Consider the following 24,004-nt stretch of genomic DNA (forward strand, 5'->3'; position numbering starts at 1 on the left):
ACCACATATCCTAATTTATTGGTAACTTTTGTCAAATTTCTTGACCTTCGGTACAACTGACTCCCTGACCGAGGGCTTTCAGAAACCCGGTTTTTTAGAAAAACCGGGTTTCTGGCCTTTAGAAAGGGTTTCTGGCCCGCGACAATCCTTTTTGCTGTGTCTTGTAAATTGTACTAAAATAATCTACAGTTTATCTATCGGGATTTAGGTGTTTTTGTGAAAATGCCTTTTATCGGCAATGTTTTTTGACTGCCAACTTCTACCAAGCCCGAACCCAGATCCGTCCAACACTGGAGTCTACAATGGCCATCTTGCAACTCGAAGACAGTTCGGTTTACACCCATCTCAGCGACATCACACGGAAACTTGCAGCACTAGATATTCACATCAAACGCTTGTCCTTGGGGAGTAACTCCTATATCGCCGAATTGCTGACACAAGACATTCTTAGCCTTGCGGAAAAAGAGGAGGTATTAGCTGGTTTCGATCGCTACTTTGTCCAATTCCAGCGCAGATTTGGTTATAAATGGCGTGAATTGACGGTTTTGCATCCTGGTTCGCCCTATCTTTGGGCCCTGATCACGCAATTCGATCGCTGCCACACTCACGCAGACGACGAAGCACTCTATATCCTTTCTGGAGAGTGCGTTTTCGGGTTTGTGCTTCCTGATGGCAAGCAAGCAGAACTAATTGTCGAAGCAGAAGAATATATTAACGTGCCATCCGGTACCGAGCATTGGTTCCGTCCTACAGGATTGCTTCATTTCAAAGCAGTACGGTACTTTACAAGTGTAGGCGGGTGGACGCCTCAATACACCGATACTAAAATTCAGTTTCACAAACCCGTTGCCAGAAGATATCCTGGCGACTGCCCTTAACTTAAAGTTTGTAAGTCCTGGGCAACCCTACGCCTAGCAACAAGTTTTTATTTTTTTAGCTTTGGAATAATTAACAATGACCGTTTTCCCACCTACAACAAATGGTGTTTATGTTCTGACGCAACGTAAATTTGCACGAGCGTCGCTACTGCCTTTGGGCGAAGATTTTCTATGGCAAATTGAAACGGGTGTCATCCGCACCATGACGTGGCAGGAAGATGGAACTTGTATCACCTTTGGATTGTGGGGGCCAGGAGATATTGTCGGTAGAGCCCTATCAAAAGCCGATCCCCTTCAAATAGAATGCTTAACTGATGTACAGGCAACATTACTGCCCGCTGGTAACTGGGATCTAGTTACTGATGCCATGCTTCTACACGCTCAACGACTGGGAGAATTTTTGGAAATTGTACACAGCAAACCTATTGACGCCTCGCTGTTTCGATTGATGAATTGGTTGGGCAAAAGGTTCGGTCGCGAAATCGATCGAGGACAAATTATCGATTTGCGCTTAACCCATCAGCAAATGGCTGAAATTATTGGCGCTAGCAGAGTTACTGTCACCCGCATTCTCAATAACTTTGAAAAGCAGGGAATTATTCAACGCCTGCATCGCAAAGTTGTCGTTATGCAAGAGCAGTCTTTGTGGCACTACGAAATTTAACTAGGGCGTCGGGACTAGGGCGTCGGAGCTAGGGCGTCGGGGCTAGGGAAGAGGGAGAGGGAAGAGGAAGAGGGAAAATATTAATTCTTCTGCTCCCCCGCTCTCCCTCTAGTTTTTGACTTTTGACTTTTGACTTTTGACTTTTTTAGATGGCTCTGAAAGAGTTATGTATTCTCTGAATCATAGAGATTGCCGATGTATTGCTGGGAGCGTAGAAACTAGCCATATAAATGGTTTTGTTATTCTGATAACGAATCATCGTAATAATTGCATCCGTTTCTGATTCGGATATCCATAGTTGAACTGCTTCTAGTCCGCTAATATTCAGCCTGCTTCTTCTTTTGATCTGATAACCAACTTTTTCCTGGGCTGAAATTGCCTCCTTAACAACCGTCTCAAAAGTTTTGGGTTGAATATATATATCCGTTTTGATAAAATTTTCTGGAAAATCTTCATTTCCTACGATAGCCAGACGATCGTTTGTGATGATTGTCAGGTCGCTCCTGTTTCTCTCTACAAACCAACCAAAAGGATACTGAATTGCATATTCACGCGGTTCTACGTAAGTTAAAAATCTCGTTTCTGTGGTGACGGGACTATTTTGTGCGACACCAATCTTTGTCCCAAAAACTGTATAGGGCAGCGTAACAAATCCTAAAAACGCTACAGTTTTCAGGGCTGCGGAAAGCAAAAATTTGAATTTCATAGTTTTTTCTAACTTACTCTCCCGTTTGGTGGTGATAATAAAAACTTATTTAATTGTAGGGTGGGTTAGGCACGGGCGATAATTTCAACACTTTCAAGCAATAATTAAGTTGCCGTGCCGTAACCCACCATCCCACCTATCTGTAAAATACACAAACATTTTCCACCATAAACCCTCTAGACCCTTCTAACCTACTCGACTTGCCCTAAATCATATCGTCAGATTCAATTTCTTCACAGCGTTGCAGGAGTGTTTCAATTTCAGCTGCTAATTCAATTAACTCTGGCCAAGATGAATCATTTACTAAGTCTTGGGCGTGAGCGAGCTTGTTTCTTAATGCTTCGGCTGATTTGAGGAAACGCTCTCCAGCTCTTTTGGATTTTAGCCCAAGTCGATCGACTATTTCTGTTTTGGCGAGGATTAGTTCCCGCTTATCGGAGAATTGCAGATAATCTGTCAAGTTCATTGCTTCATTTTTCGCTTGCCGATCGTGCCATAATTTTTTTGCCAATGCCACTCGATCGCTTTTGACGAAAGGCTGCCAAGAATCATTTGGGTAGTAAATCCGTACTAGCCGGAGGATCTGCATTTCTAGTAAGGTGACGAGTCCAAACAATAACATCCGTACTGGTGCTTTTTGTAAGTCTCCGCGTGTGACGATACCGCTGACGCGATCGCGATCCAACACAAACACTTTTGTTTTATACCGCAAAATCCGCAGCAATTCTATCAGGGGCGTGGATGCGGCGATTAATTCCGAGGGGTGAAAAATGCGCTGGTAGTCGCCGCATAGACCATCTGCCAAACTTTGGCGATCGATATAGCCACAAATGATACCATTATCTTCAACTCCGAGAACGTCAAAGTTGAGGCTTTCCATCCACTGCCGCACAACTGGTGCCGACTGGGTAGCTAGTACAGACTTGAGAGGTTCGGCAACGTATTTGACGGTGATACTATCCTCGAACAGACTCCGTAAGTCAGCAGAAGTGGATTTCAGTTGTTTCATGCTGTGAGACAAGGCGATTGCTAGGGGCTAGAGGTTAGGGGAAGAAGGCTTTAGAATAAAGGTTTTCAGGAATTAAGAATCTCTTGGCGGTTACTATATAATTATTCCATCAGTTTCAATCTCTAGCACAATTTCAAACGCCCGGACTTGTTTCATTCCGGGCGTTTGTTCTTAGGTTGCAGACATCCTTCTGCGAGGTTTTAGATTATTAAGCAGCCATCATCATCATGGACATTTTCTTGCACATTTCGGCACAATGACGGCAAGAATCAGCACAAGCTTTCATCTTGGCATCGTCGCCCATCATGTCGCAGCATTCCGCACAGCGCATACACATTTCCCCACACAGCTCGCAGGTGCGTCCCATGAACTCAGAACCCATCATCATCATGTTCATGGACATTTGGCACATTTCCATGCAGTCGCGCATCATGCCCATCATCGAGCCTTCCATGTACTTGCCGCCCATTTCCATGCAATAAGTCATGGATTCCATGCACATTTTGTAGCAATCCATGCAGGCTTGCATACATTCCTGCATATCTTTGCTCATGGGCATGGCTTCTTTCGTCATCATCATCATCATAAATTTGCTCCTAATTTAGGAAAAGCGCATCTATCTGAGGGAGCAGAAACGTAACTGCTCCCAATTTTTGTTGCAAGTGAAAAAATCTTTTTTTCTGCTTGCATTCGCATCCTAACACATTAATAATTGATGTTGTTACACCTTAAAAAATCGTGATATAAGATTAATATTTTATTTCAACTATTCCGATAAATTTACCGGACATTACTCAGAATTTATTTAAAGTATCCCGATAAATTTACCGGAGATTAAGTTGATTGTGACAAACATCGGCTTTGCAGACGATTTATCTGGCCAATTCGCTCATTAGATTTACATTTTTTAAAAAACTAGGCCAAGCGTAAACAAATGTGTATAATATGAAAATTGACACTTGTAAAAGAGTTAGCCTCTTAAGTTAAAAAGGTAAATAACTCATATTGCTATCTGTTATGAATTACCTGGCATTGATTTTCCACTCCTATCAGCTAGCTTTCGGTTTCGGCGGCTTGATTGCAGGTTGTTTAGCTGGGCTTTTAGGCATTGGTGGCGGTATTTTTCTGGTACCTCTGATGGTGAGCCTGGGTTTGACGCCCATTCAAGCTGTAGCTACGAGTAGCTTTGCGATGCTGTTTATATCTATCTCTGGAAGCTTGCAAAACTGGCGGATGGGCAAATTGAACTTCCAAAAGGTGATAATTTTAGGGCTTCCTTCCTTGGCGACTGCACAACTGGGAGTTTATTTGGTAAAGCATATCCCAGGTTATTTAGTTATGAGTGCTTTTGGCGGATTATTATTAGCGAATATTTTTGTCATCCAACTCCAGCGAAGCTTCAGTAAAACAGAAGATATTGCTGCACCAAAAAAGCATTCTTGGCTATCAAATTTAGGGCGGTTTTTCACTGGTAGCGCGGCGGGTTTATTGGCAGGTTTATTTGGCATTGGTGGCGGCATAATTATGGTTCCCTTGCAAATTGCACTGTTAGGAGAACCGATGAACATCGCTGCGCCGACGAGTTTGGGAGTGGTTGTCCTGTCAGCATCCTCAGCTTTCACAGGTCATGCGATGAAAGGAAATGTGCTATATTCGATCGGCATTTTGTTGGGAATTACAGGAGCGATCGGCGTTCAAATCGGGACGCGACTGCTGCCCAAAATACCCGATATAATTGCTAAATTACGTTTTCAGGTTGTTTTAGCAATTTTACCGATTTACTTTTTTTGGCAAACGGGGATGAGCAGAGGGAAACAACCGATCGCACAGCAGCTAGAAGCAGATAGCCACAAAATTCCTCAATCTTTAATAGTTATAAAAATGCTATACAGAGAGCGCTTTATTACTACTTCACCACACCCAAACGTCTACCGACTTACCTCGACTTTATCGAATCGAGCAGCATAACGCAGCGATCGCCTACAGCAGCTTTCGGCTAAGTCAAATCGAAACTGCTGTATTTCGGGCGATCGTTGAATTTAACCTCTATTTAACCTACACTTAATATTAATCTCTAGTAAGCCGAGCGAATTACCGTAGTTACTTGGCACACTGGCGGACTGAGGGATGCGCGTTCTAGTTTTGCGGGAGTACAAACAATGAGTTCCATCTTTTTCAGTTCCAGCGATTGGCAAACTATAGTCTTCAGACTGAGTACGGCGCTAGTGGTTGGCGGTGCGATCGGCTATAATCGGCAGCAGCCCGGTAGACCCGCAGGCTTGCGAACATTCATGATAGTTAGCTTAGGTTCAGCTGCGTTTGTCATGATTCCCTTGCAAGTAGATGGCGAAAGTACCTTTTACTCCACAAATGCTCTGAGTAGAACTATCCAAGGCGTTGCAGCCGGAATTGGATTTTTGGGTGCGGGAATGATTTTGCAACAATCCGGTCAGAAATTCGGTAAACCAGAAGTCAAGGGATTAACCAGCGCCGCAACTATTTGGCTGGCGGCTGGATTGGGTGCAGCAGCAGGTTGTGGATTGTGGCAAATGTGTCTCATCGGAACGCTGATGGCGTTAGCAGTTCTCAGTGGAGTGAAAAAAATCAAGAAATCTCCCTTAATTCGTCTTAATGGCTACAAGCTGACGAAAATACGGCAAAAAGATACTGCTTCCAGTCAAGATGTACAGCAGCAATAAGTGACTTTAGAGGATCGAGATGTGAATATTCCTGATTTTTCGAGAGTTTTTCAAGCGGGAGAAAGATTAAATCCACCTAGCTACTAGAAGCGGTGGAAAAAAACCCTAGCACTACATAGGATTGGCCTAATCTGCTTGTAGATGAATCTACAGAAGCAAATGTGATTGTATTTAGCTCAGATTGAATAAGATTTTTCCCCGTTTTACCCACCTAAAACTTTCACTCGAATGGTGAAGCCCAAAAAACAGTAATCAAGCATCAAGATAGCTGATTAACAAATCACACATCTCTTCCGTTAATGGGATTTTTGTTTCTATTTCTAACCAAAGGTATTGACCAAAAGGATTATTTTCTAAAAACACATATTCATTGTTGGGAGTCACAATAAAATCCATCGCCCCATATAATAGTTTTTGCTCCTCCAAAAATTCGATGCAGAACTTTTCTATTTTTGCTGGTAGTTCAAAGATAGAATGTGGATTAATTTGAGTATGAAGTCGCCAATCAATTTTGGTCTCTTCATGGGCTTGTGAATCAATTTTAACGGCAAATACCTTTTTGCCAATAATTGTAATCCTTAATTCAAAAGCTTTTTCGATATATTCTTGCAATTGAGTCGGTGATAAATAAATGTTTTTATAGAACTTATAAAAATCATCTTTGCCAATCTTTCTTGAGGGGATTCCTTGATTGATCCCATCGATGGTCACATTTCCAGTATAAATGGTTTTAACTAAAACCTCTTCTCCGCACTCTATAAAAAACTCTTTGGCTGTTTCTGGCTGTGTTGTTATCAGTGTTTTAGGGATTTTGACCCCGTATTTATTGGCCAGTAAAAGTTGTTGAAATTTTACTTTCGCTTTATTGGCGATAAATGGATCGTTTATCCATCTTATGCTGGGTATAGAATATAGTATATTGATCAAAGCTTTTGTTTCTGAAATGATAAACTGTTCCTCTGTAGATTGATCAATTTTCCCAAAAAAATCAAAGTCAGGTTTTCTCAACCAGGCTACTTTTAGTTGATCTAAGTTTAAGATTCTCCCAATTTCGTCAGTAATCTGTCCAGTCCATAACCCATTTTGATCGATATGAAGATTTATCTTATATTTTCTCAGTAAATCTTCTGAGTTTAACCGAAAAAGTTCAATATCTTTTTTATGTAGTTTTCTGATAACTTCATCAGTGTGTGTATCCTGCTTGTTCGTAAAAATTAATATCATATTTTAATTTGTAATCTCGTTTTGGGGTGATGAATCAGATATGTTGGTTAATCGATCTTTATGCGGTATCCAAACCAGGATTTTACTACTTACGATAGCTAACAGCTTAAAGCGGTACGATAGAATGCTTCGCACTCTACCGTACCGTATAATCCATCTTATTTTATAGAGAAAGCCATGATAATGGTCTTCACCTAATGCCAATTTCAGGTTTAAGTATCAGATTGCTGTGAATCATCTTTACTCATAAAAATGCCGCTAGTTGTATCATCATATGTCAATGAAGTACCAGCATATATAGGAATATTCGATGTTTGAGTTTTCGGATCATAGGATTGTTTTAGTATCTCTGAATCCTTAATCGCTTGATCATACAATGCTTGGTCGAGTTTCTGTACCAAACTTAGGGTAAAAGGGACTGAGCTTGCAGGTCGATCAAAAGTTTTGGTTTTCATGTGATTTATTCTTGAAAAGTGGTTAACATTCAAGATTGTACTTTCTAATTTTTAGACTGGAGTGGCATCTTCTGGCAAAATTGATATAGGGGGATTTGGTGTGATATAGTGTCATTGGGTGCTAATCTTTAGTAACCTTTTACAAAACTTAACTTTTAGTGGCTAAAAGTGGGTTTTCGTGGCTAAACTAAAAAGATTGAGTAAGGTTAAAAATATATGGACGTTAAAGAATTGTCAAAATGGACTGATGAACAGGTATTCGCGAAAACAGGACAACATCTTGATTCTTTACAAAAATCTATATTAGAAAGTGTTTTACAACGTCAAAATTTTCATAAAATTGCGGGAAATAATGGATATAGTTACGATCATGTTAAAAAAGAGGGAGCAAAATTATGGAAACTTCTCTCCGATGTTTTTTCAGAAGAGATTGAACAAAAGAATGTTCGTTCTATTTTAGAAAATAAAGCTGGATCTACTATCTACAGTTTTGGTGATTCTTCACTGATTATTAGTAATCATAACATTAATAAAAATCATATTAATATTTGTAGGGAAAATTCCCAATATTTAGAGGATATAGAAACACGATCGCGCTCTACCCAATACGAAAATAAATCCTCCATAATTGAGCTAACAAAAGCACCAGAATTTAACTATACTTACGGGCGTAATTCAGAAATTTCTACTCTTAAAGAATGGATTTTAGAAAATCAGACTAGATTAATCATAATTTATGGATTGAGTGGCATAGGAAAAACGGCTTTAACCCTGAAATTAATCTCAGAAATTAATACACAATTCGATTATATTATTTATCGCAGTCTGGAGGATTTGCCTAAACTAATCAACCTTAAAGATGAACTTAAACAGTTTTTTTCTCAATCTCACGCAACTCTATTACCAGAAATAATAGATTATTTTCGCTCATCTCGTTGTTTAGTAATCCTTGATGACGTGCAGAATATTTTTAACCCTGGTAACTTAGCGGGTCAGTATTTAACAGAATATAAAGATTATAGTAAATTTTTTCAGCAAATTGCTACCTTATCTCATCAAAGTAGTTTAATTTTAATTAGTTGGGAAAAACCTGGAGAAATAGAAGCTTTAGAAAAAGAAAACAAATACACAAGATCATTACAACTTCAAGGATTAGGAGAAGAAGCCAAAGAAATCTTGAGACAAAAAGATTTACAAGATGAGGAAAAATGGGATGAATTAATAACACTATATCAAAGTCATCCAGCTTGGTTAAATATTATTTCTTCAACAATTATAGAGTTATTTAACGGGAGGGTTTCCCTTTTTCTGACCGATAAAAATGAGTTTTTTTTGGGTGACATAGAAACCTATTTAGAATCGCATTTAGAGCGGTTATCAGAATTAGAAAAAAATGCGATTAACTGGCTATCCCATCAAGATGAACCAATAGATATTTCCCAAAAAACTGCTAATATGGAAGTATCTCAAGCTAAACTTATGCACATTATACAATCTTTAACCAGACGCTGTTTAGTAGAAAAAGTTCCCAGAAAAGAGCTAGCAAAATTTCAGCTAAATTCTATTTTTAAAGCACATATTAACAGTAATTTTGCGGTAAAAAAATATCCCTAATCACCTTTCCGACAGATTTTATCCCAAAGCATTCTCCAAATCTTGTTGCAAATCCTTCTGATTTTCAATCCCCACCGAAAGGCGAACCAAATTATTTTTAATTCCCCGTCTCAACCTTTCCTCTTCCGGAATAGAACCGTGGGTCATTTTCGCCGGATAGCAAACCAGCGATTCCACGCCTCCCAAACTTTCTGCTAGGAAAAATAACTTCAGTCGCGCTACAAATTCTTCAACTGCTGCAAATCCGCCTTTCAATTCCAAGCTAATCATTCCGCCAAAACCGTACATTTGTTGTTTGGCGAGATGGAATTGTGGGTGACTTGGCAAACCGGGATAATAAATGCGATCGACTTTGGGATGATTCTCCAAAAACTGCGCCAAAAACAAAGCATTTTTCTCATGTTCCCGCATCCGCACCGCCAAAGTTTTGATTCCCCGCAGCACTAAGTAACTATCCAAAGGACTGGGAACAGCGCCGATCGCATTCTGGTAAAATTTCAATTGTTGATATAATTCTTCATTAGAAGTAACGACACCGCCGCCAATAATATCGCTGTGTCCGCCTAGATATTTAGTGGTACTGTGAACGACAATATCAGCGCCTAATTCTAGCGGTCTTTGAAAATATGGACTCGCAAAAGTATTATCCACAACTAAAATTAAGTTGTGTCGGCGTGCAATTTCTGATAAAATTTTGATATCGACAATCTTTAACAGCGGATTCGTCGGCGTTTCGATCCAAATCAGCTTTGTGTGCGGTTGAATCGCCTTTTCAAAACTGGTTAAATCGTCAACGCTGGCGTAAGTTGTTTCGAGACCCCAATTTTTGACAACTTTCTCCAAAAGCCTGTAAGTTCCGCCGTAGATATCGTCTCCGGCGATGATATTATCGCCACTTTTCAGCAAACTCAATACCGTAGTTGTCGCAGCGACTCCGGACGCAAAAGCCAAACCGAATTTGCCACTTTCAATGGAAGCCAAAGCTTTCTCTAAAGCGGTGCGGGTGGGGTTTCCCGTGCGAGAATATTCGTAACCCTTATGTTGACCGATCGCCTCTTGCTCGTAAGTCGAGGTCATGTAAATTGGTACAATCACAGAACCCGTCACGGAATCGGGTGCTTGACCTTCGTGGATAGCTCTGGTTTCAAATTCCATCATATCAAATTTGTTGGCTTCGCAATAAGAGTTTTTTTTAACGCAAAGGGCGCAGAGGTTAACGCAGAGGGACGCAGAGGTTTTTTATCGCAAGTTTTGGCTGGATTTAGAAATTTAGCGGATGAAGATGTTATCCCTCTGTTTGACCGATCCAATATTTGATTAAATCGGCTCTGGTAATTAATCCTACTGGAATTTCATCCCGTTTGATTATGATACCAGTAGTTCCGGACAAAAGCACGCGATACGCTTCGGAAATATCGATATCTTCGTCAAGCACAGGTAAAGGTCTACCCATCACCGCCGAAACTTCCTGATTGGCGAAATTGATTCCTTCATGCAGCAACTTCATTAAAGATGCTTCGTTTAAACTTCCCACGACATCGTTATTATCAACAACCGGAACTTGGGAGATATTGTGTTTTTGCAGAAGTTTAATCGCTTGCATCAAGCTATCGCGCGGATTCACAGAAATAAGTGCGGGGAAATCTTTCTTCTGTCCGAGGATTTCGCCAAGTTTGATAGATTTTACCGTTTGTCCTGACCAGAAACCATTCTCCTGCATCCATTGGTCGGAATAAATCTTATTGATGTAATTTCTGCCCGTATCCGGTAAAAGCACTACAATATATTTAGGTTCCGTCAATCGCTGCGCGTACTTCAAAGCTGCTGCTATCGCCGTTCCGCAAGAACCGCCGACCAGCAAACCTTCTTCTCGCGCCAAACGACGCGCCATATTAAAAGATTCTTTATCGCTGACTCGCACCATTTCATCTACTATTTGGCGGTTGAAAGTTTTGGGGATAAAATCTTCGCCTATTCCTTCCACTTTGTAAGATTTGGGACTATCGCCAGACAGGATAGAACCTTCCGGGTCTGCACCTACAATAACAATATTTTGATTTTGCTCTTTCAGATATTTTGCCACACCGGAAATAGTACCGCCAGTACCCATCCCAGCCACAAAAACGTCTACTTTTCCGTTGCTATCTGCCCAAATTTCTGGCCCAGTTGCTAAATAATGAGCTAAAGGATTGTGGGGATTTTCAAATTGATTCGGTCTGTAAGCGCCAGGGATTTCTTTAGCTAATCTATCTGCCACACCATTATAACTTTCGGGAGAGTCAGGCGCTACAGATGTGGGAGTAATCACAACTTCCGCACCATAAGCTTTGAGCAAGTTAATTTTATCTTGACTCATCTTATCCGGCATCACAAAAATGCAGCGATATTTTTTAATAGCAGCAACTAGCGCCAGACCGACCCCAGTATTACCAGCAGTCGCCTCAATAATTGTACCCCCAGGCTGCAAAAGACCTTGTTTTTCTGCGGCTTCAATCATCCCCAGCGCGATTCTATCTTTGGTGCTGCCACCGGGATTGAGATATTCTACTTTGGCGTAGATTGTTGAGTGAATATCTTGGGTAATTCTGTTAAGTTTAATTAAGGGAGTTCTGCCGATCGCTTCCAGAATATTATTGTAACTTGCCATAACCCACCTCCAAAAAATACCTCGCCTTTCCCACCCATCCAAAAAATCATCCCCTCAACCACAAAAACTCAAAAACATCTGCGTTTATCTGCGTTCATCTGTAGATATCTGCGGTTAAAATTATCCTCAAACCCTCATTCCCAACAACTCTTCCGCTAACGCCGCCGCTTGTACCCGAATTTCCGGAACAGCCGTAGTCTCCCAAAGCCGTCCTTGTCGGGGTGGCCCCAAAGTATATAAAATTTGGGAAACCATACCATCAACATCCAGTAAAGCACCATTTGGCGCAACATCCAAACCGATCGCCAAAGCATCGGAACGAATGAAACCATGCGATCGCAAATTTTGAATCAGCGGATGTCCGAATTTGCGATAATCGCACTCCGTACCAGTACAATTTATTACTCGCTGCACGCGCACAACTTCATGTTCTGAAGTATTCTCGCTTTCTGACTCAGCGTAATTTTTTTTACGAATATGTCGTTTGCGGATCGAGACATTCACACCGCGATCGTCTTCATCGTAAGCTTGAATCCTACCTGCATGAACGACCATTTGACCTGAGTGCAGCATTTCGGAAACAGTATCTGCAACTCCCAGCGAAACGCGGTGACGGTGAACTTCCCAATAAATGCGGACGTGACGCAGAAAACGTCGCTGTTCGTTGAGAGGTAATTGCTGCCACAATTGCTGAGTAATCGGACGCAGGGAATCTAGTACCGCACGCCAATCGCAATCTTGAGCGATCGCATTCTTGACTTCCTGGCGTACCAATCTTACCAAAGCCCGAATATTTTTCGGCGCTGTCTCCACATTCAGAAAAGTTGGGTAAGGTTTGGTAAACTTATGAGGATATGGCAGCAGCCCGTGACGCGAAACAACGTGAATTGCTCCTGCGTGACCTTGCTCTTTCAGCGCCACAGCTAAATCCAGCATCGTCAGACCCGATCCGATTAGCAAAACACCGTCATCCAGCTCTAAATCTGAAAGTGCTTGTGCAGACCAAGGGTAGCTCACGTAACGCAAACTTGTATAAAAAGATTTATCTTGCACGAATGGATCGCTGGGTGGAAAGTTACCCAAAGCAAGGACAACCTTATCTACTCGTAAGTTTTGGCCGGTACTTAAAGATATGGTTGCGCCATTCGCATCTGGTAAAATTGATACCGCTTCGTTCTTGATTCGTTCCAGTCGCACATTCTCTTTAGCAGCAGTTTCCGCCTCATCCAAAACAGCTTGAATATATTCCCCGTAAATCTTGCGCGGTACAAAAGTATTTGGCTGTACTCCAGATGGTACGAGATTTCCCCGACTTATTTCTTCTTTTTGTACCCAACGCAGAAAGTGTTCCGGGTCGTCGGGAAAAGCACTCATTTTCGCCGCCGGAACGTTGAGTAAATGGCAAGTGTACTTAGTTCCGTAAGCTACTCCCTTTCCAATTGCGGGTCTTTTTTCGATCAGTTTGATATCTAGGGAAAAGGTAACTTTTCTCAGAAGATGAGCTGCCACCATCGTACCGCTGAAGCCACCGCCAATAATGGCAATTGTCGTAGACAAGTTATCTCTACTCCAGAATTAATATTAATTATTGTTCCAAGGTATATTGCAGCGCCACGCGATCGACTTGTCCGGAATTCGGACAGTATACATTAATATTTGTGAGTGGATGCGCGTAGACGTGCAGGGTAACGAGCTTTTCGTCGGAGGTATTCGCCAGTTGGTGAATTCGATCTCGATCGACAGTAGCTAAGCCACCTCTTCCCAATTGTTCTTCATCCACAACGCGCACCAACTTTTCCCGATCCGATCGCTCGTCGTACACTTCAAACAGACGCGCTGTCAGAGTACCGCTTCTGACGCGAGTCACATTTAGCGCTCCCGCGTGGTCGTGAATTGTGGTAAATTGTCCTGGGTGCCAGCTCAGCACTAACATATCAAACCGCGATGTCCGACAAAGCAACTTGCGTGCATATGTCCGATCGGAAAAACTGATATGTTGTCTGAGCAGGGTATCATTTAAATCGAGTTGTCCCACCAAGTCTTGCAGTTGCTCGATCTGGAGATCTTGTGGCGCTATACTCATCATCTCCGAAATAAAATTATCCAGGGTGAGCCGTTTAGTTAATAAATTTACGGACATACTACCACCAATGGGAAAATTTGCTCTATAGTATGCTTCTTCACAAGAAGGCGAATAGAATTCGCTGCTACACAACCTAAATTCGCCTATCCCGGTTTGGCAACCGTAAAAATGCCTATACTGGGTATTTTGTCAATACACTCTTACTCGGCTGATGTCGGAAGTAGAACTATTATCTGAAGTTGGTGCTAATTACACTCGGTTGCGTGAGTTGCTGGCAACTGGCAAGTGGAAGGAAGCTGATGACGAAACGCGAGAGATTTTGCTCAAGGTTGCTGGGAGGGAAAGCGAAGGTTGGCTAAATGAGAACTCCTTCAACAAATTACCCTGCACCGACCTCCGCACGATCGATCGCCTTTGGGTCGATTACTCAAACGGACGATTCGGTTTTAGCGTGCAAAAGCGCATCTACGATCGGGAAGTTAGCAGAGATTGGGAAAAAATGGGCGATTGTGTTGGTTGGCGCGTCGAAGGAAAATGGTTGAGCGTATCATTGCTCAATTATAGTATCGATGCCCCGACAGGTCACCTTCCAGGTTGCGGTGCCTGGGTAGCATCCTTTGTCTGGGGACTGTGGTCGCGCAGTGCAGAAAATTTTTATGTGCGCGTGGACATTTGCGAACTTTAATTAGCCAAGGAAGGGAGAAAAGAATGGGCAAAAATAGCCACCTGAGTGCGATCGCGTAAATTCAACCGATGCAAAATACTGGTAACGTGGTTTTTCACCGTCTTCTCCGAGATGTGAAGCGTTTGCGCTATTTCTCGGTTACTGGCACCAGTAGCAATTAACTTTAAAATTTCTTGCTCTCTCGGCGTCAATTCCGTCCAACCTGGAGGAGGACTGGGAGCTCTTGTGGGAAGCTGTGCCACAATCTTCTTCGCCAAACCGGGCCCCAGATGGGTGTAACCCTTATTGACAACGCGAATAGCCTGCGCTATTTCTTCAGGTGGAGTGTCTTTAAGCAAATAGCCAGCCGCTCCATAACGTAGCGCACGCGCTACGTATTCATCGTCATCATCGATCGTCAACACCAAGACTTTCGTCTGCGGAAAGCGCTGACAAATTTCTCTGGTAGCTGCGACGCCATCCATCACAGGCATCCGAATATCCATCAAGACAACATCCGGTTGCAATACTTCCACTTGAGAAATGGCAACTAAGCCGTTATCCGCTTCTCCCACCACCTCAAAGGCATCCTCATACCTTAGCAATTCACTTAACCCCCGACGGATTAGGCTCTGATCGTCAACTAATAAAATACGAATCATAATCGAGAACCGGGAATTAAGAACCTATACATCATGGCTAATACTAATGTCAAGTTTTTGCTCAGAACGTCGATCGCAAGTAAATAGACGATCGGCAAAAGTGACCGCAGATACGGAAAAACCCGTAGAGGATATATACGAACTTGCCTAACACAGAGCCCAGGAGCCTTTTGACCTCTAGCTATGCCAATCTGGAACAGCCCCAAGTACAACTAGGACTAAAGTCCCAGACAAATTCAGGACTTGCGCCTCATGTGGTTTCTCTATACTAATTCTAGGATGGTGATACCGGAAACAAACTGATTCTATAACAGAAAGCGAGTTTTTATGAGTACTGTTCTAGTTGTAGAAGACAGCGCCACACAACGGCAGATGATCGCAGACTTCCTGGAAGGCAATGACTTTCAAGTAACAGTCGCCAGTAATGGGAAAGAAGCGTTGGAACGGGTGCAAGATACTTGCCCGGATGTGGTATTATTGGATGTTCTGATGCCTCAAATGAACGGTTACGAAGTCTGCCGTCGTATTAAAAAAACCCCAACAACTCAAGATATTCCGGTAATTATGTGTTCGGCAAAAACTACAGAAGTCGATCGCTATTGGGGAATGAAGGTAGGTGCAGATGCTTATATTGGCAAGCCGTTTGAGCAAAAAGAACTAATTCAAGCGATCGCACGGCTGATCGGTGAAAATTAGAATGCCCTAGTACGATCGCATAACATCAGGATTTTGGCAACCGCTGTGGAAACTGCAAAGTGTTTGTGGTTGCACGATTTTAGGTAGCTCAAGGTATGGTAGGTAGTAGATGGATGTGGAGAATTCTCTCCAGCTACTTCCTACCATTTTTCTTTTGAAATCGAATCTATTTGCAGCTGAAGCGCCCAGCCCAGAGAAATATAAACTAAAAATATTCAGTAAAACTGATGGCAGGTGCAATTATATGGTGTTTCCTTACTGGCGTGCGGCAGTATTGATGAGCTTGGCTGGCACTATTTTCCTCTTTTCAGCTTCTTTGTCTGAGGCAAGTACCAATACACTCTCCTCCTCAACACCCATCCGACTTGCACAAGAGTCCGGCGCTCAAGAGCTTTATCGCCAAGCAGAAGAGCGGTATCAAAGGGAAGATTACCAAGGTGCGATCGCCGCTCTTACGGAAATACTTCGCCTTAATCCTAACGATGCCAGAGGGTACTACAACCGGGGTCTTGCACATTTTAACTCCGGAGACAAACAGGCAGCTATTCAAGATTATAACCGAGCGATTCGTCTCAATCCTAGTTTGGCAGCAGCGTACAACAATCGGGGTAACGCTCGCTTGGATTTGGGAGATAAATGGGGCGCTATTCAAGATTACAATCGGGCGATTCGGCTTAATTCTAACGATGCCGTAGCTTATTACAATCGCGGTAATGCTCGCTACGATTTGAAAGACTATCGTAGAGCCATAAATGATTACGATCGGGCGATCGGCATCGATCCCAACTATGCAATGGCTTACTATAACCGAGGTCTTACTCGCAGCATTTTGGGAAATAAAGAAGATGCGATCGCAGATTATCAAAAAGCAGCTAATCTCTTCCAACAAGAAGGAAAACAAGAATTGTATCGGCAAACTTTGGAAATAATGAGAACTTTACAATAACGAGCGAAAAGTTTTTTTAAAATTATACTTTTTCCGCTCAATGCGAAACAAATGGCAGGGTGCGTCAGACTCGATCGATTATTAATAACGAACAAGTTTAATGTCCGATCTCATATCCGGTTGCATCGGTAGCGGAAAAGAAAGCGCTTACATCTGTGTTCATCTGTGTTTATCTGTTTTCATCTGTGGTAAAAATTTAACCAACGATTCAGTACAGACAATCCTCAACATCATTCATGTACTACTGATGCTACCGGACAAGATATGACGCACCCTACAAAAGCCGTATGGTGTTGGGTTTCGCTGTCGCTCAACCCAACCTACAATGCGATCGAAAAAGCTCTGTTTTAATTCAAAGTCGCCGCTTCAAACAATTCTAAATCTTTGAACAGCGCCGTACTCAAATAGCGTTCGCCAAAACTCGGTTGGATCGTCACAATCAAGCGATCGGCATTTTCCGGACGTTTGCCAACCCGAATTGCCGCCGCTAAAGCCGCCCCCGAAGAAATTCCCGACAATACCCCCTCTTCTCTTGCCAGTCGGCGACCGTAATAAATCGCCTCCTCATCCGCAATAGTGATAACTTCGTCAATCAACTCCACTCGCAAAACTTCCGGGATAAATCCCGCCCCAATACCCTGAATTTTATGGGCTCCAGCATGACCTCCAGAAATCACCGGACTGCTGAGAGGTTCAACCGCCACCACCTGAAGACTCGGTTTTCGTTGTTTGATGACCTCCGCTATCCCAGTCAGCGTACCGCCAGTTCCCACACCAGCGACTAAAATATCGATTTGTCCATCGGTATCGTCCCAAATTTCCTCTGCTGTCGTCTCCCGGTGAATTTTGGGATTGGCTGGATTGCGGAACTGTTGCGGCATAAAAGCATTCGGAGTCGCCGCCGCAATTTCTTCCGCACGGCGAATTGCCCCTTTCATACCCTCTGCGCCGGGAGTCAGTTCCAGTTTGGCACCGTAAGCTCTCAGCATATTCTGCCTCTCCTGGCTCATCGTCTCCGGCATGGTCAAAATCAAGGAGTAGCCTTTGGCAGCTGCCACCATCGCTAAAGCAATACCGGTGTTGCCAGAAGTCGGTTCTACTAAAACAGTTTTACCCCGTTCGATCAGTCCCGCTTCTTCAGCTGCCTCAATCATACTGAAGCCAATGCGGTCTTTTACCGAAGCCGCTGGGTTCATCCCCTCCAACTTGACAACTATCCTCGCCAAACATCCCTCTGACTGGGGTACTCGATTGAGCTGAACTAGAGGTGTATGGCCTATTAATTGGGTGATATCGCGGGCAATTCGCATTTTTTTTGCTCCTTAACAGCTAAATGTAGTACATGGGATTTAATTGTTGGCCTTCATCCCGCTTTTGGCGCAAATCTTCTAAGGTGTAACGCTGCAAGACTGCCGTAGCTGCCATTGTCGCTTCCTGCCAAATTTCCTCGATCGCAAAATGCGCCTGCGTTAATGACGCCGCTTGACTTCCCTGTTTGTGGCTCCATGTCCCCTCCAAGCAAGTGAAAACTTCTAGGAGTGTTATTTGCCCGGGTTCGCGAGCTAACAAGTAACCACCTTTGGCTCCACGCTGACTCCGAACAATGCCACACCGCCGTAGCGTCATTAACAGTTGCGCTAAATAGCGATCGGGTATTTGGTAGTCGGCAGCTATCTGCTCGATTTGCACTAACTTCCCCCGCTCCCGATGTCTGGCTAATTCTAGGAGAGCTAACAAAGCGTAATTAACTTTACATGACAGTTCCATGCCTGTGCGATCGTCTAAAGGCCAACTTTATCTTTACTATACTACGGTTAGCCGATGGGATTTGTGTATTTTTTTATAGCTTTTGAGGTTTTGAGAATTTAGGTAAACAAACCCAGTTTCTCTGAAAAATGATGATTTAACAGCTAAAAACCAACAAAAAAACTGGGTTTCGACGCCCAGAGTGCGTAAATCATGGATGAAGAGTAGTATATTTAGATACCAAAAAAATCGGAAAATCCAATGTCCCTATCAACTGATGTGGCTTGCTTTTAATGTAGTATGATGTTACAGTGAGCGTAATCGGGAAATTGTAGGTTTCATCCCTTTTGGGCGTATGCAATCTCAAATCCTGACGCTTCAAACCCATTTGGGTGAAGTCAATCCAGTTTGTAACTAATAAGGAAAGAAAAATATGAAGGATATTGTCGTCACTGAAACTAGCATGACCGTCCAGAAACAACACCGCGACCTCACAGAGTTTTTTATTCAAACATTCTGATGTACGAGAATAATTTACCCAATTCCTCTGTGAGCTTTGCAGCAAGCATACGCACACAACGAGGAAATTTCCATGAATTTAGAATTACTGGGCTGGAATAGTTTTTTTGCGAAAAACTTTGACAGCAAATTTCAAGATGGATATATTGTTGGTCGAGTCGTTCAAGAACAGAAAAATACTTACATACTCTACACCGAATTTGGAGAACTGACCGCAGAAGTAACCGGAAAAATGCGCTACCGTGCCGGCGGGAGGACAGATTTTCCAGCGGTAGGTGATTGGGTAGTAATCAGTGCGATCGACAAGGGACATCTCCAGAAAAGAATCTCAAAGGCAGGCAGGATGCCTACCCCACAAGAATTTTTGGAAATGTCTAAAGGAGAAAAAGCCACAATACAGGATATATTGCCCAGAAAAAGCAAATTTTCGCGCAAATTGGCAGGCAAACAGACAAATGAGCAAATAATTGCCACCAACATCGATACGGTGTTTTTGGTTTCTGGGTTAGATGGAGATTTCAATCTCGCGAGAATCGAACGCTATTTGATTTTGATTTGGGAAAGTGGCGCTAATCCAGTTATCGTTTTGAATAAAGCAGATTTGTGCGAAGATGTCGAGGAAATTAGAAGTGAAGTAGAAGCAATCGCCGTTGGCGTACCGATTGTTTTATTGAGTGCGATCGCCAACCAAGGAATCGACAGCTTGCTACCTTATTTAGGGATGGGAAAAACTGTAGCTTTGGTCGGTTCTTCTGGTGTGGGAAAATCGACGATCGTCAATCAATTAGTCGGTGAAAACATTCAAGCAGTTCAGTCAGTCCGTCAAACAGATAGTCGAGGTAGACACACCACAACTTATCGAGAATTGATTGTCTTACCTTCTGGCGGTTTGCTAATAGATACTCCCGGAATACGAGAAATCCAAATTTGGAATGGCAATGAAGGTTTTCAGGAAACCTTTACCGATATCTATGCACTCGCAGAACAATGTCGCTTCCGCAATTGCAAACATGAAAAAGAACCCGGTTGTGCAGTGCAACAAGCTCTTTTTGATGGCACCCTTGACGAACGACGTTTCTACAACTATCAAAAACTGCAAGATGAGTTGGCATACATGACGCGCAAACAAGACCAAAAAGCGTATTTAGCTGAAAAGGGAAAATGGAAAAAAATTCATAAAGCGCTCAGAAAAAATCCCAAACGCTAACTAAATTCTTGCATCTAAAACAGTTCGGACGGGCAAGATGCCCATCCCACAAGAACAATCTCTTTCTTGTGAGGTGGGTAAGATGTCCATCCCACAAAAACAATCTCTTTCTTGTGAGGTGGGTAAGATGTCCATCCCACAAAAACAATCTCTTTCTGGTGGGACGGGCAAGATGCCCATCCCACAAGAACAATCTCTTTCTTGTCGGGTGGGTAAGCCACAAAACCCGGTTTTTGCGGCGTTCAAGATTAATATTTGCTAAACCGTATCTTAAGAAATAGGGTTTTTTATAACCTAACTTGATAACTTCGTCCCAAAACCGTTACGCGATCGCCTGTAACTAATTGTCGTCCCCGTCTCATCTCAGTCTCGCCGTTGACCTGCACATGACCATCTTGAATCAGCAGCTTAGCTTGTCCGCCAGTTGGCGCTACACCGATGAACTTTAAATACTGGTCGAGCTTGATCGTGTCCGTTTTCGTCATAAATCCATAATGTAAGGGATGGTATTTGTCTTTCACATTAATTATGGCAAAGTTTAACAACGCACAGCGATAAGCGTAACAGTAAAATAATAGACATCTCCAAAAATTCTTGTGGGGTAGCCATCCTGCGAGATTCTTTTCTGAAAATATCTAATAGTGTCCCCAGTCAAACCGCTACTTATGTCTGACTCACCCCAGCTACTCACCGATCCATTTTTGCAACTTCCCACCGAAACAGGAGTGCGAGTTGTTTGGTTTACCGAATTTGTAGGTTCTCGCCATATCGTTACCTACGGTGAAAACTTAAATTTTACTGCTGTCGCCAGTACCATCAAGCTTAGTCACACGCGGGAAGATGAGCGATCGAAAGTAGGAAAACAAACGGGAGAAGGCGAAATATATGAAAAGATTGCCATTCGCGACATCTGGCGACACGAAGCAGAAGTCACAGGATTAACTCCGGGAAAACGAGTTCCTTATCGCGTTACCAGCGTGCGAGAAGATGGTGAAAGTGCGAGTAGCGATGTGTTCACCCTCGCTGCTTCACCACCTGCGGGAATGCCTCTGAAAATTTTACTAACGTCTGACCATCAGTTGATGCCGATGACACCTGCCAACTTGCAAAAGGTAGCGGAAACAGTGCAGCGAGTTGATGCAGTTTTCTTCGTTGGCGATTTGGTAAATGTTCCCGATCGCGCATCGGAATGGTTTGACGATAATCGTGGAGTTGCCTTTTTTCCCTGTCTGCAAGGTCGTGCCAATGGCGAAATTACCAAAAACGGTATTAAAACAGTATATACTGGCGGTCAGCTAATACAACACGCGCCAATTTTTCCCGCGCTTGGCAATCACGAAGTCATGGGTCGTTTCTCAATGCTAACTGAATTGAGGTCTCAGTTTAGCAATCCATTTCCTCTCATGGTATCCGAGCAAATTTACGACAAAAATGCACAAGCACTAAACCCAAATAACGACCCAGAGATGCGGCGAACTTGGCTGAAAAATCATTCTTTTAATACAGATACATACGAAGAAATTTTTACCCTCCCCTCAACATCGCCAGGTGGTGAAAGATATTATGCTATTACCTTGGGAGATGTACGTTTAGTAGTGCCGTTTATTGCTTGTGTTTGGCGAATTCCCACTCTGGGAGAAAATGCAAAGGGAAAATATAGAGAACGCGAACAAGATTTCGACAAACCGCTGGAGTGGGGATACGGACAGCATATCTTTGAACCGATTAAAAAAGGCAGCACTCAATATAATTGGTTAGAGCAAGAACTCAACAGTCCTGAATTTAAAAATGCTAAATACAAAATCGTGATGTTCCATCATCCGGCGCATACGTTGGGTGAAAATATTGTTCCCGCTTTTACCGACCCGGTACAAAAAATTGAGCGAAATCTTGATGGCAAGATCGAATCAATTAGCTACGAATATCCCAAGCACGAAGATTACATCATTCGCGATGTTTTACCTCTGCTAGAAAGTGCTGGCGTGCAATTGGTTTTATTTGGCCATTGTCATTTGTGGAATCGGTTTGTCAGCGACAGCGGAATGCACTTTTTAGAAAGTTCAAATGTGGGTAATTCTTACGGTGCTTTTATTGGGGAAGCACGACGAAATAATATACCGATCGCTTATCAAGAAGAGTATGTTGCAACTGGCGATCCGAACGGACTCGAACCAGTCGTACCGACAATCGCTCCATTGATAGATGAAAACGGTCACTTGCTGCCTTACATTGCCAGTAACGATATCACAGTTTTCAGCATTTTCGATACGGCAACTGGTACGATAAGCAGTTATCGCTTCGATACGACAAAAGGAGGAGAAGTTATCAAATTTGATGAGTTTAAATTGAAAGAGTCAAAAATTTAATACTTGAAAACGGTGAGAGTGGTATTGTCAAATAAATAAGCAATTACTTTGGCAATTCCCATGAAATCACTCCATCGTTCTGACTTATATATGTGGTCATCTTTCGATAGCGATCGCAATGTCGATTTCAACAGCGTCGCCTGGATTCGTCCGGAAGGTAATATCCTCATAGATCCCTTACCTTTATCCAATCATGACCGAGAACATCTCAACTCTTTGGGTGGCGCAGCTTGGATAATTATCACCAATTCCGATCATATCCGCGATAGCAAAGATATCGCACAACTTACAGGTGCGAAAATCGCAGCGCCATCGGCGGAACAAGAAACTTTTTCTATTCCCGTAAATCGCTGGCTATCTGACGGCGAAGAATTAGTACCGGGATTAAAAGTTATGGAAATGCAAGGATCGAAAACTCCGGGTGAGTTAGCTTTAATTTTAGAAGCAACAACTTTAATTACCGGAGACTTGATCCGCGCACACAAAGCAGGTAGCTTAATGATTTTACCCGATGCCAAATTGAAAAACCGCCAAGAAGCTGTGGCGTCAGTGCGGAAATTGGCTGACCTCACCAACATCGAAACTGTGCTAATAGGGGATGGCTGGTCAGTTTTCCACAATGGATCTCAGCAGTTACAAGAACTCGCGGCTGCACTTTGATTAATTAGTTAGGACTTACGCTTTGAAACCGGGTTTCTTAGAAAAATCGTGGCTTTCTCAACTAGATATTGATGAAGAAACCCGGTTTCTGGCTTCTTTACTTCATTTAATCGAAACTTGCAACGTGTAACTTCCATTCCGTCCCGTTGTACCAATTACAACCTGGTAATCCCCCGTTGCAGGTAATTCGCCGCTAAAGCGAGTCTCTTCTTCTGTAAGCTTTGTCCGATTAGGAGCAACAACATCAAAAACAACGTTTGCTTCCATAGACGAGACGCTAACTGTCATTGTCTGACCTGCGCGGGCCCCAAGCAGATAAGTATCTGTAGTACCTCGAACTACGGCATCTTTTACAATCGTTGAGTTGCTACCTCGCACAAACTGAAGGCGTCGCCTGCGACTTTGTTGTGCAATTAAAAATTGTTGGTTACCTGTTACCCTTTCCTGTATTGTGGATGCGACGTTTGTAGCGATAGCTTTTAGGCTGGGTGTTAGGAATAAAGATGTGCTAACCGCAACCAATGCTAACTTTAAGGCTTGCTGACTATTCCATTTCATT

General features: G+C 42.8%; 26 protein-coding genes. 12 read left to right on the top strand and 14 right to left on the bottom strand.

Translation table 11 applies throughout. The features are described 5' to 3' along the window. Positions 1 to 302: 302 nt before the first annotated feature. Together ACE1CD_RS37325 and ACE1CD_RS37330 are read left to right on the top strand one after the other, a co-directional pair. Positions 303 to 878 (top strand): acireductone dioxygenase, encoded by a 576-nt coding sequence (locus ACE1CD_RS37325; protein WP_374797090.1) that lies wholly within the window; start codon positions 303 to 305, stop codon positions 876 to 878. A gap of 76 nt (positions 879 to 954) precedes the next feature. After that, a complete protein-coding gene (locus tag ACE1CD_RS37330) occupies positions 955 to 1,542 on the top strand; it encodes a Crp/Fnr family transcriptional regulator (protein ID WP_374797092.1) in 588 nt (195 codons plus the stop codon). 145 nt (positions 1,543 to 1,687) lie between these two features. Here the strand turns inward: ACE1CD_RS37330 and ACE1CD_RS37335 are convergent, their stop codons facing one another. The 3 genes from ACE1CD_RS37335 to ACE1CD_RS37345 all read right to left on the bottom strand — a co-directional run bounded on the left by ACE1CD_RS37335 (position 1,688) and on the right by ACE1CD_RS37345 (position 3,843). Then, entirely contained in the window at positions 1,688 to 2,248 is a 561-nt protein-coding gene (locus ACE1CD_RS37335; RefSeq protein ID WP_374797094.1) for a hypothetical protein, read from the bottom strand. A 205-nt stretch (positions 2,249 to 2,453) separates the two neighbouring features. Then, entirely contained in the window at positions 2,454 to 3,257 is an 804-nt protein-coding gene (locus ACE1CD_RS37340; RefSeq protein WP_374797096.1) for a CBS domain-containing protein, read from the bottom strand. A 208-nt stretch (positions 3,258 to 3,465) separates the two neighbouring features. Further along, positions 3,466 to 3,843 carry a four-helix bundle copper-binding protein gene (locus tag ACE1CD_RS37345; protein ID WP_374797098.1) on the bottom strand — a complete coding sequence of 126 codons (378 nt, stop codon included), beginning with the start codon at positions 3,841 to 3,843 and terminating at the stop codon, positions 3,466 to 3,468. A gap of 431 nt (positions 3,844 to 4,274) precedes the next feature. Here ACE1CD_RS37345 and ACE1CD_RS37350 point away from each other — a divergent pair, with 431 nt between their 5' ends. Next, positions 4,275 to 5,225 carry a sulfite exporter TauE/SafE family protein gene (locus ACE1CD_RS37350; RefSeq protein WP_374827969.1) on the top strand — a complete coding sequence of 317 codons (951 nt, stop codon included), beginning with the start codon at positions 4,275 to 4,277 and terminating at the stop codon, positions 5,223 to 5,225. A 191-nt stretch (positions 5,226 to 5,416) separates the two neighbouring features. Next, on the top strand, positions 5,417 to 5,956 hold the full coding sequence (locus ACE1CD_RS37355) for an MgtC/SapB family protein (RefSeq protein ID WP_374797102.1): 540 nt from the start codon (positions 5,417 to 5,419) through the stop codon (positions 5,954 to 5,956). A 252-nt stretch (positions 5,957 to 6,208) separates the two neighbouring features. On the opposite strand, the gene ACE1CD_RS37360 is transcribed toward ACE1CD_RS37355, so the two are convergent. Beyond that, entirely contained in the window at positions 6,209 to 7,180 is a 972-nt protein-coding gene (locus ACE1CD_RS37360; RefSeq protein ID WP_374827971.1) for an MvdC/MvdD family ATP grasp protein, read from the bottom strand. A gap of 212 nt (positions 7,181 to 7,392) precedes the next feature. Then, positions 7,393 to 7,635, bottom strand: a complete 243-nt coding sequence (locus ACE1CD_RS37365; protein WP_374827972.1) for a hypothetical protein — start codon at positions 7,633 to 7,635, stop codon at positions 7,393 to 7,395. 216 nt (positions 7,636 to 7,851) lie between these two features. On the opposite strand from ACE1CD_RS37365, the gene ACE1CD_RS37370 reads away from it, so the two are divergent. Continuing rightward, positions 7,852 to 9,249, top strand: a complete 1,398-nt coding sequence (locus ACE1CD_RS37370; RefSeq protein WP_374827973.1) for an AAA family ATPase — start codon at positions 7,852 to 7,854, stop codon at positions 9,247 to 9,249. Between the two features lie 18 nt (positions 9,250 to 9,267). Here ACE1CD_RS37370 and ACE1CD_RS37375 read toward each other — a convergent pair whose 3' ends face one another. The 4 genes from ACE1CD_RS37375 to ACE1CD_RS37390 all read right to left on the bottom strand — a co-directional run bounded on the left by ACE1CD_RS37375 (position 9,268) and on the right by ACE1CD_RS37390 (position 14,036). Beyond that, positions 9,268 to 10,407, bottom strand: coding sequence for a cystathionine gamma-synthase (locus tag ACE1CD_RS37375; RefSeq protein WP_374827974.1), 1,140 nt, complete (start codon positions 10,405 to 10,407; stop codon positions 9,268 to 9,270). 127 nt (positions 10,408 to 10,534) lie between these two features. Further along, positions 10,535 to 11,896: a cystathionine beta-synthase gene (locus ACE1CD_RS37380; protein WP_374827975.1), complete on the bottom strand. Its 1,362-nt coding sequence runs from the start codon at positions 11,894 to 11,896 to the stop codon at positions 10,535 to 10,537. Positions 11,897 to 12,022: 126 nt separating this feature from the next. Further along, on the bottom strand, positions 12,023 to 13,453 hold the full coding sequence (locus ACE1CD_RS37385; protein WP_374827976.1) for an FAD/NAD(P)-binding protein: 1,431 nt from the start codon (positions 13,451 to 13,453) through the stop codon (positions 12,023 to 12,025). A gap of 28 nt (positions 13,454 to 13,481) precedes the next feature. Next, entirely contained in the window at positions 13,482 to 14,036 is a 555-nt protein-coding gene (locus ACE1CD_RS37390) for a cysteine dioxygenase family protein (RefSeq protein ID WP_374827978.1), read from the bottom strand. A 154-nt stretch (positions 14,037 to 14,190) separates the two neighbouring features. Between ACE1CD_RS37390 and ACE1CD_RS37395 the strand changes: the two genes are divergently transcribed. Further along, positions 14,191 to 14,664 (top strand): GUN4 domain-containing protein, encoded by a 474-nt coding sequence (locus ACE1CD_RS37395; RefSeq protein ID WP_374827979.1) that lies wholly within the window; start codon positions 14,191 to 14,193, stop codon positions 14,662 to 14,664. Here ACE1CD_RS37395 and ACE1CD_RS37400 read toward each other — a convergent pair. After that, positions 14,661 to 15,305, bottom strand: coding sequence for a response regulator (locus ACE1CD_RS37400; protein WP_374797118.1), 645 nt, complete (start codon positions 15,303 to 15,305; stop codon positions 14,661 to 14,663). The two genes, ACE1CD_RS37395 and ACE1CD_RS37400, sit on opposite strands and share 4 nt — an antisense overlap. A gap of 327 nt (positions 15,306 to 15,632) precedes the next feature. Here ACE1CD_RS37400 and ACE1CD_RS37405 point away from each other — a divergent pair, with 327 nt between their 5' ends. Both ACE1CD_RS37405 and ACE1CD_RS37410 read left to right on the top strand, forming a co-directional pair. Beyond that, entirely contained in the window at positions 15,633 to 16,001 is a 369-nt protein-coding gene (locus tag ACE1CD_RS37405) for a PleD family two-component system response regulator (protein ID WP_374797120.1), read from the top strand. A 244-nt stretch (positions 16,002 to 16,245) separates the two neighbouring features. After that, positions 16,246 to 16,947: a tetratricopeptide repeat protein gene (locus ACE1CD_RS37410; protein ID WP_374797122.1), complete on the top strand. Its 702-nt coding sequence runs from the start codon at positions 16,246 to 16,248 to the stop codon at positions 16,945 to 16,947. A gap of 347 nt (positions 16,948 to 17,294) precedes the next feature. On the opposite strand, the gene cysK is transcribed toward ACE1CD_RS37410, so the two are convergent. Together cysK and ACE1CD_RS37420 are read right to left on the bottom strand one after the other, a co-directional pair. Further along, positions 17,295 to 18,257: a cysteine synthase A gene (cysK, locus tag ACE1CD_RS37415; protein WP_374827981.1), complete on the bottom strand. Its 963-nt coding sequence runs from the start codon at positions 18,255 to 18,257 to the stop codon at positions 17,295 to 17,297. Between the two features lie 19 nt (positions 18,258 to 18,276). Then, positions 18,277 to 18,714 carry an RrF2 family transcriptional regulator gene (locus ACE1CD_RS37420; RefSeq protein WP_374827982.1) on the bottom strand — a complete coding sequence of 146 codons (438 nt, stop codon included), beginning with the start codon at positions 18,712 to 18,714 and terminating at the stop codon, positions 18,277 to 18,279. Positions 18,715 to 19,285: 571 nt separating this feature from the next. Between ACE1CD_RS37420 and rsgA the strand changes: the two genes are divergently transcribed. Together rsgA and ACE1CD_RS37430 are read left to right on the top strand one after the other, a co-directional pair. After that, on the top strand, positions 19,286 to 20,419 hold the full coding sequence (gene rsgA / locus ACE1CD_RS37425; RefSeq protein ID WP_374797130.1) for a ribosome small subunit-dependent GTPase A: 1,134 nt from the start codon (positions 19,286 to 19,288) through the stop codon (positions 20,417 to 20,419). Between the two features lie 37 nt (positions 20,420 to 20,456). Beyond that, the gene (locus ACE1CD_RS37430) at positions 20,457 to 20,681 is read left to right on the top strand and encodes a hypothetical protein (RefSeq protein WP_374797132.1); all 225 of its coding nucleotides are present in this window, start codon (positions 20,457 to 20,459) and stop codon (positions 20,679 to 20,681) included. 25 nt (positions 20,682 to 20,706) lie between these two features. Here the strand turns inward: ACE1CD_RS37430 and ACE1CD_RS37435 are convergent, their stop codons facing one another. Further along, on the bottom strand, positions 20,707 to 20,940 hold the full coding sequence (locus ACE1CD_RS37435; protein ID WP_374797134.1) for an RNA-binding S4 domain-containing protein: 234 nt from the start codon (positions 20,938 to 20,940) through the stop codon (positions 20,707 to 20,709). Between the two features lie 144 nt (positions 20,941 to 21,084). Between ACE1CD_RS37435 and ACE1CD_RS37440 the strand changes: the two genes are divergently transcribed. Beyond that, on the top strand, positions 21,085 to 22,785 hold the full coding sequence (locus tag ACE1CD_RS37440; RefSeq protein ID WP_374827983.1) for a metallophosphoesterase: 1,701 nt from the start codon (positions 21,085 to 21,087) through the stop codon (positions 22,783 to 22,785). Between the two features lie 60 nt (positions 22,786 to 22,845). Continuing rightward, the gene (locus ACE1CD_RS37445) at positions 22,846 to 23,445 is read left to right on the top strand and encodes a hypothetical protein (protein ID WP_374827984.1); all 600 of its coding nucleotides are present in this window, start codon (positions 22,846 to 22,848) and stop codon (positions 23,443 to 23,445) included. A 102-nt stretch (positions 23,446 to 23,547) separates the two neighbouring features. Here the strand turns inward: ACE1CD_RS37445 and ACE1CD_RS37450 are convergent, their stop codons facing one another. Then, positions 23,548 to 24,003: a hypothetical protein gene (locus ACE1CD_RS37450; protein WP_374827985.1), complete on the bottom strand. Its 456-nt coding sequence runs from the start codon at positions 24,001 to 24,003 to the stop codon at positions 23,548 to 23,550. Position 24,004: the final 1 nt, after the last annotated feature.

It is taken from the genome of Aerosakkonema sp. BLCC-F183 (assembly GCF_041929145.1).
In the GTDB taxonomy this organism is placed as follows: Bacteria; Cyanobacteriota; Cyanobacteriia; order Cyanobacteriales; family Aerosakkonemataceae; genus Aerosakkonema.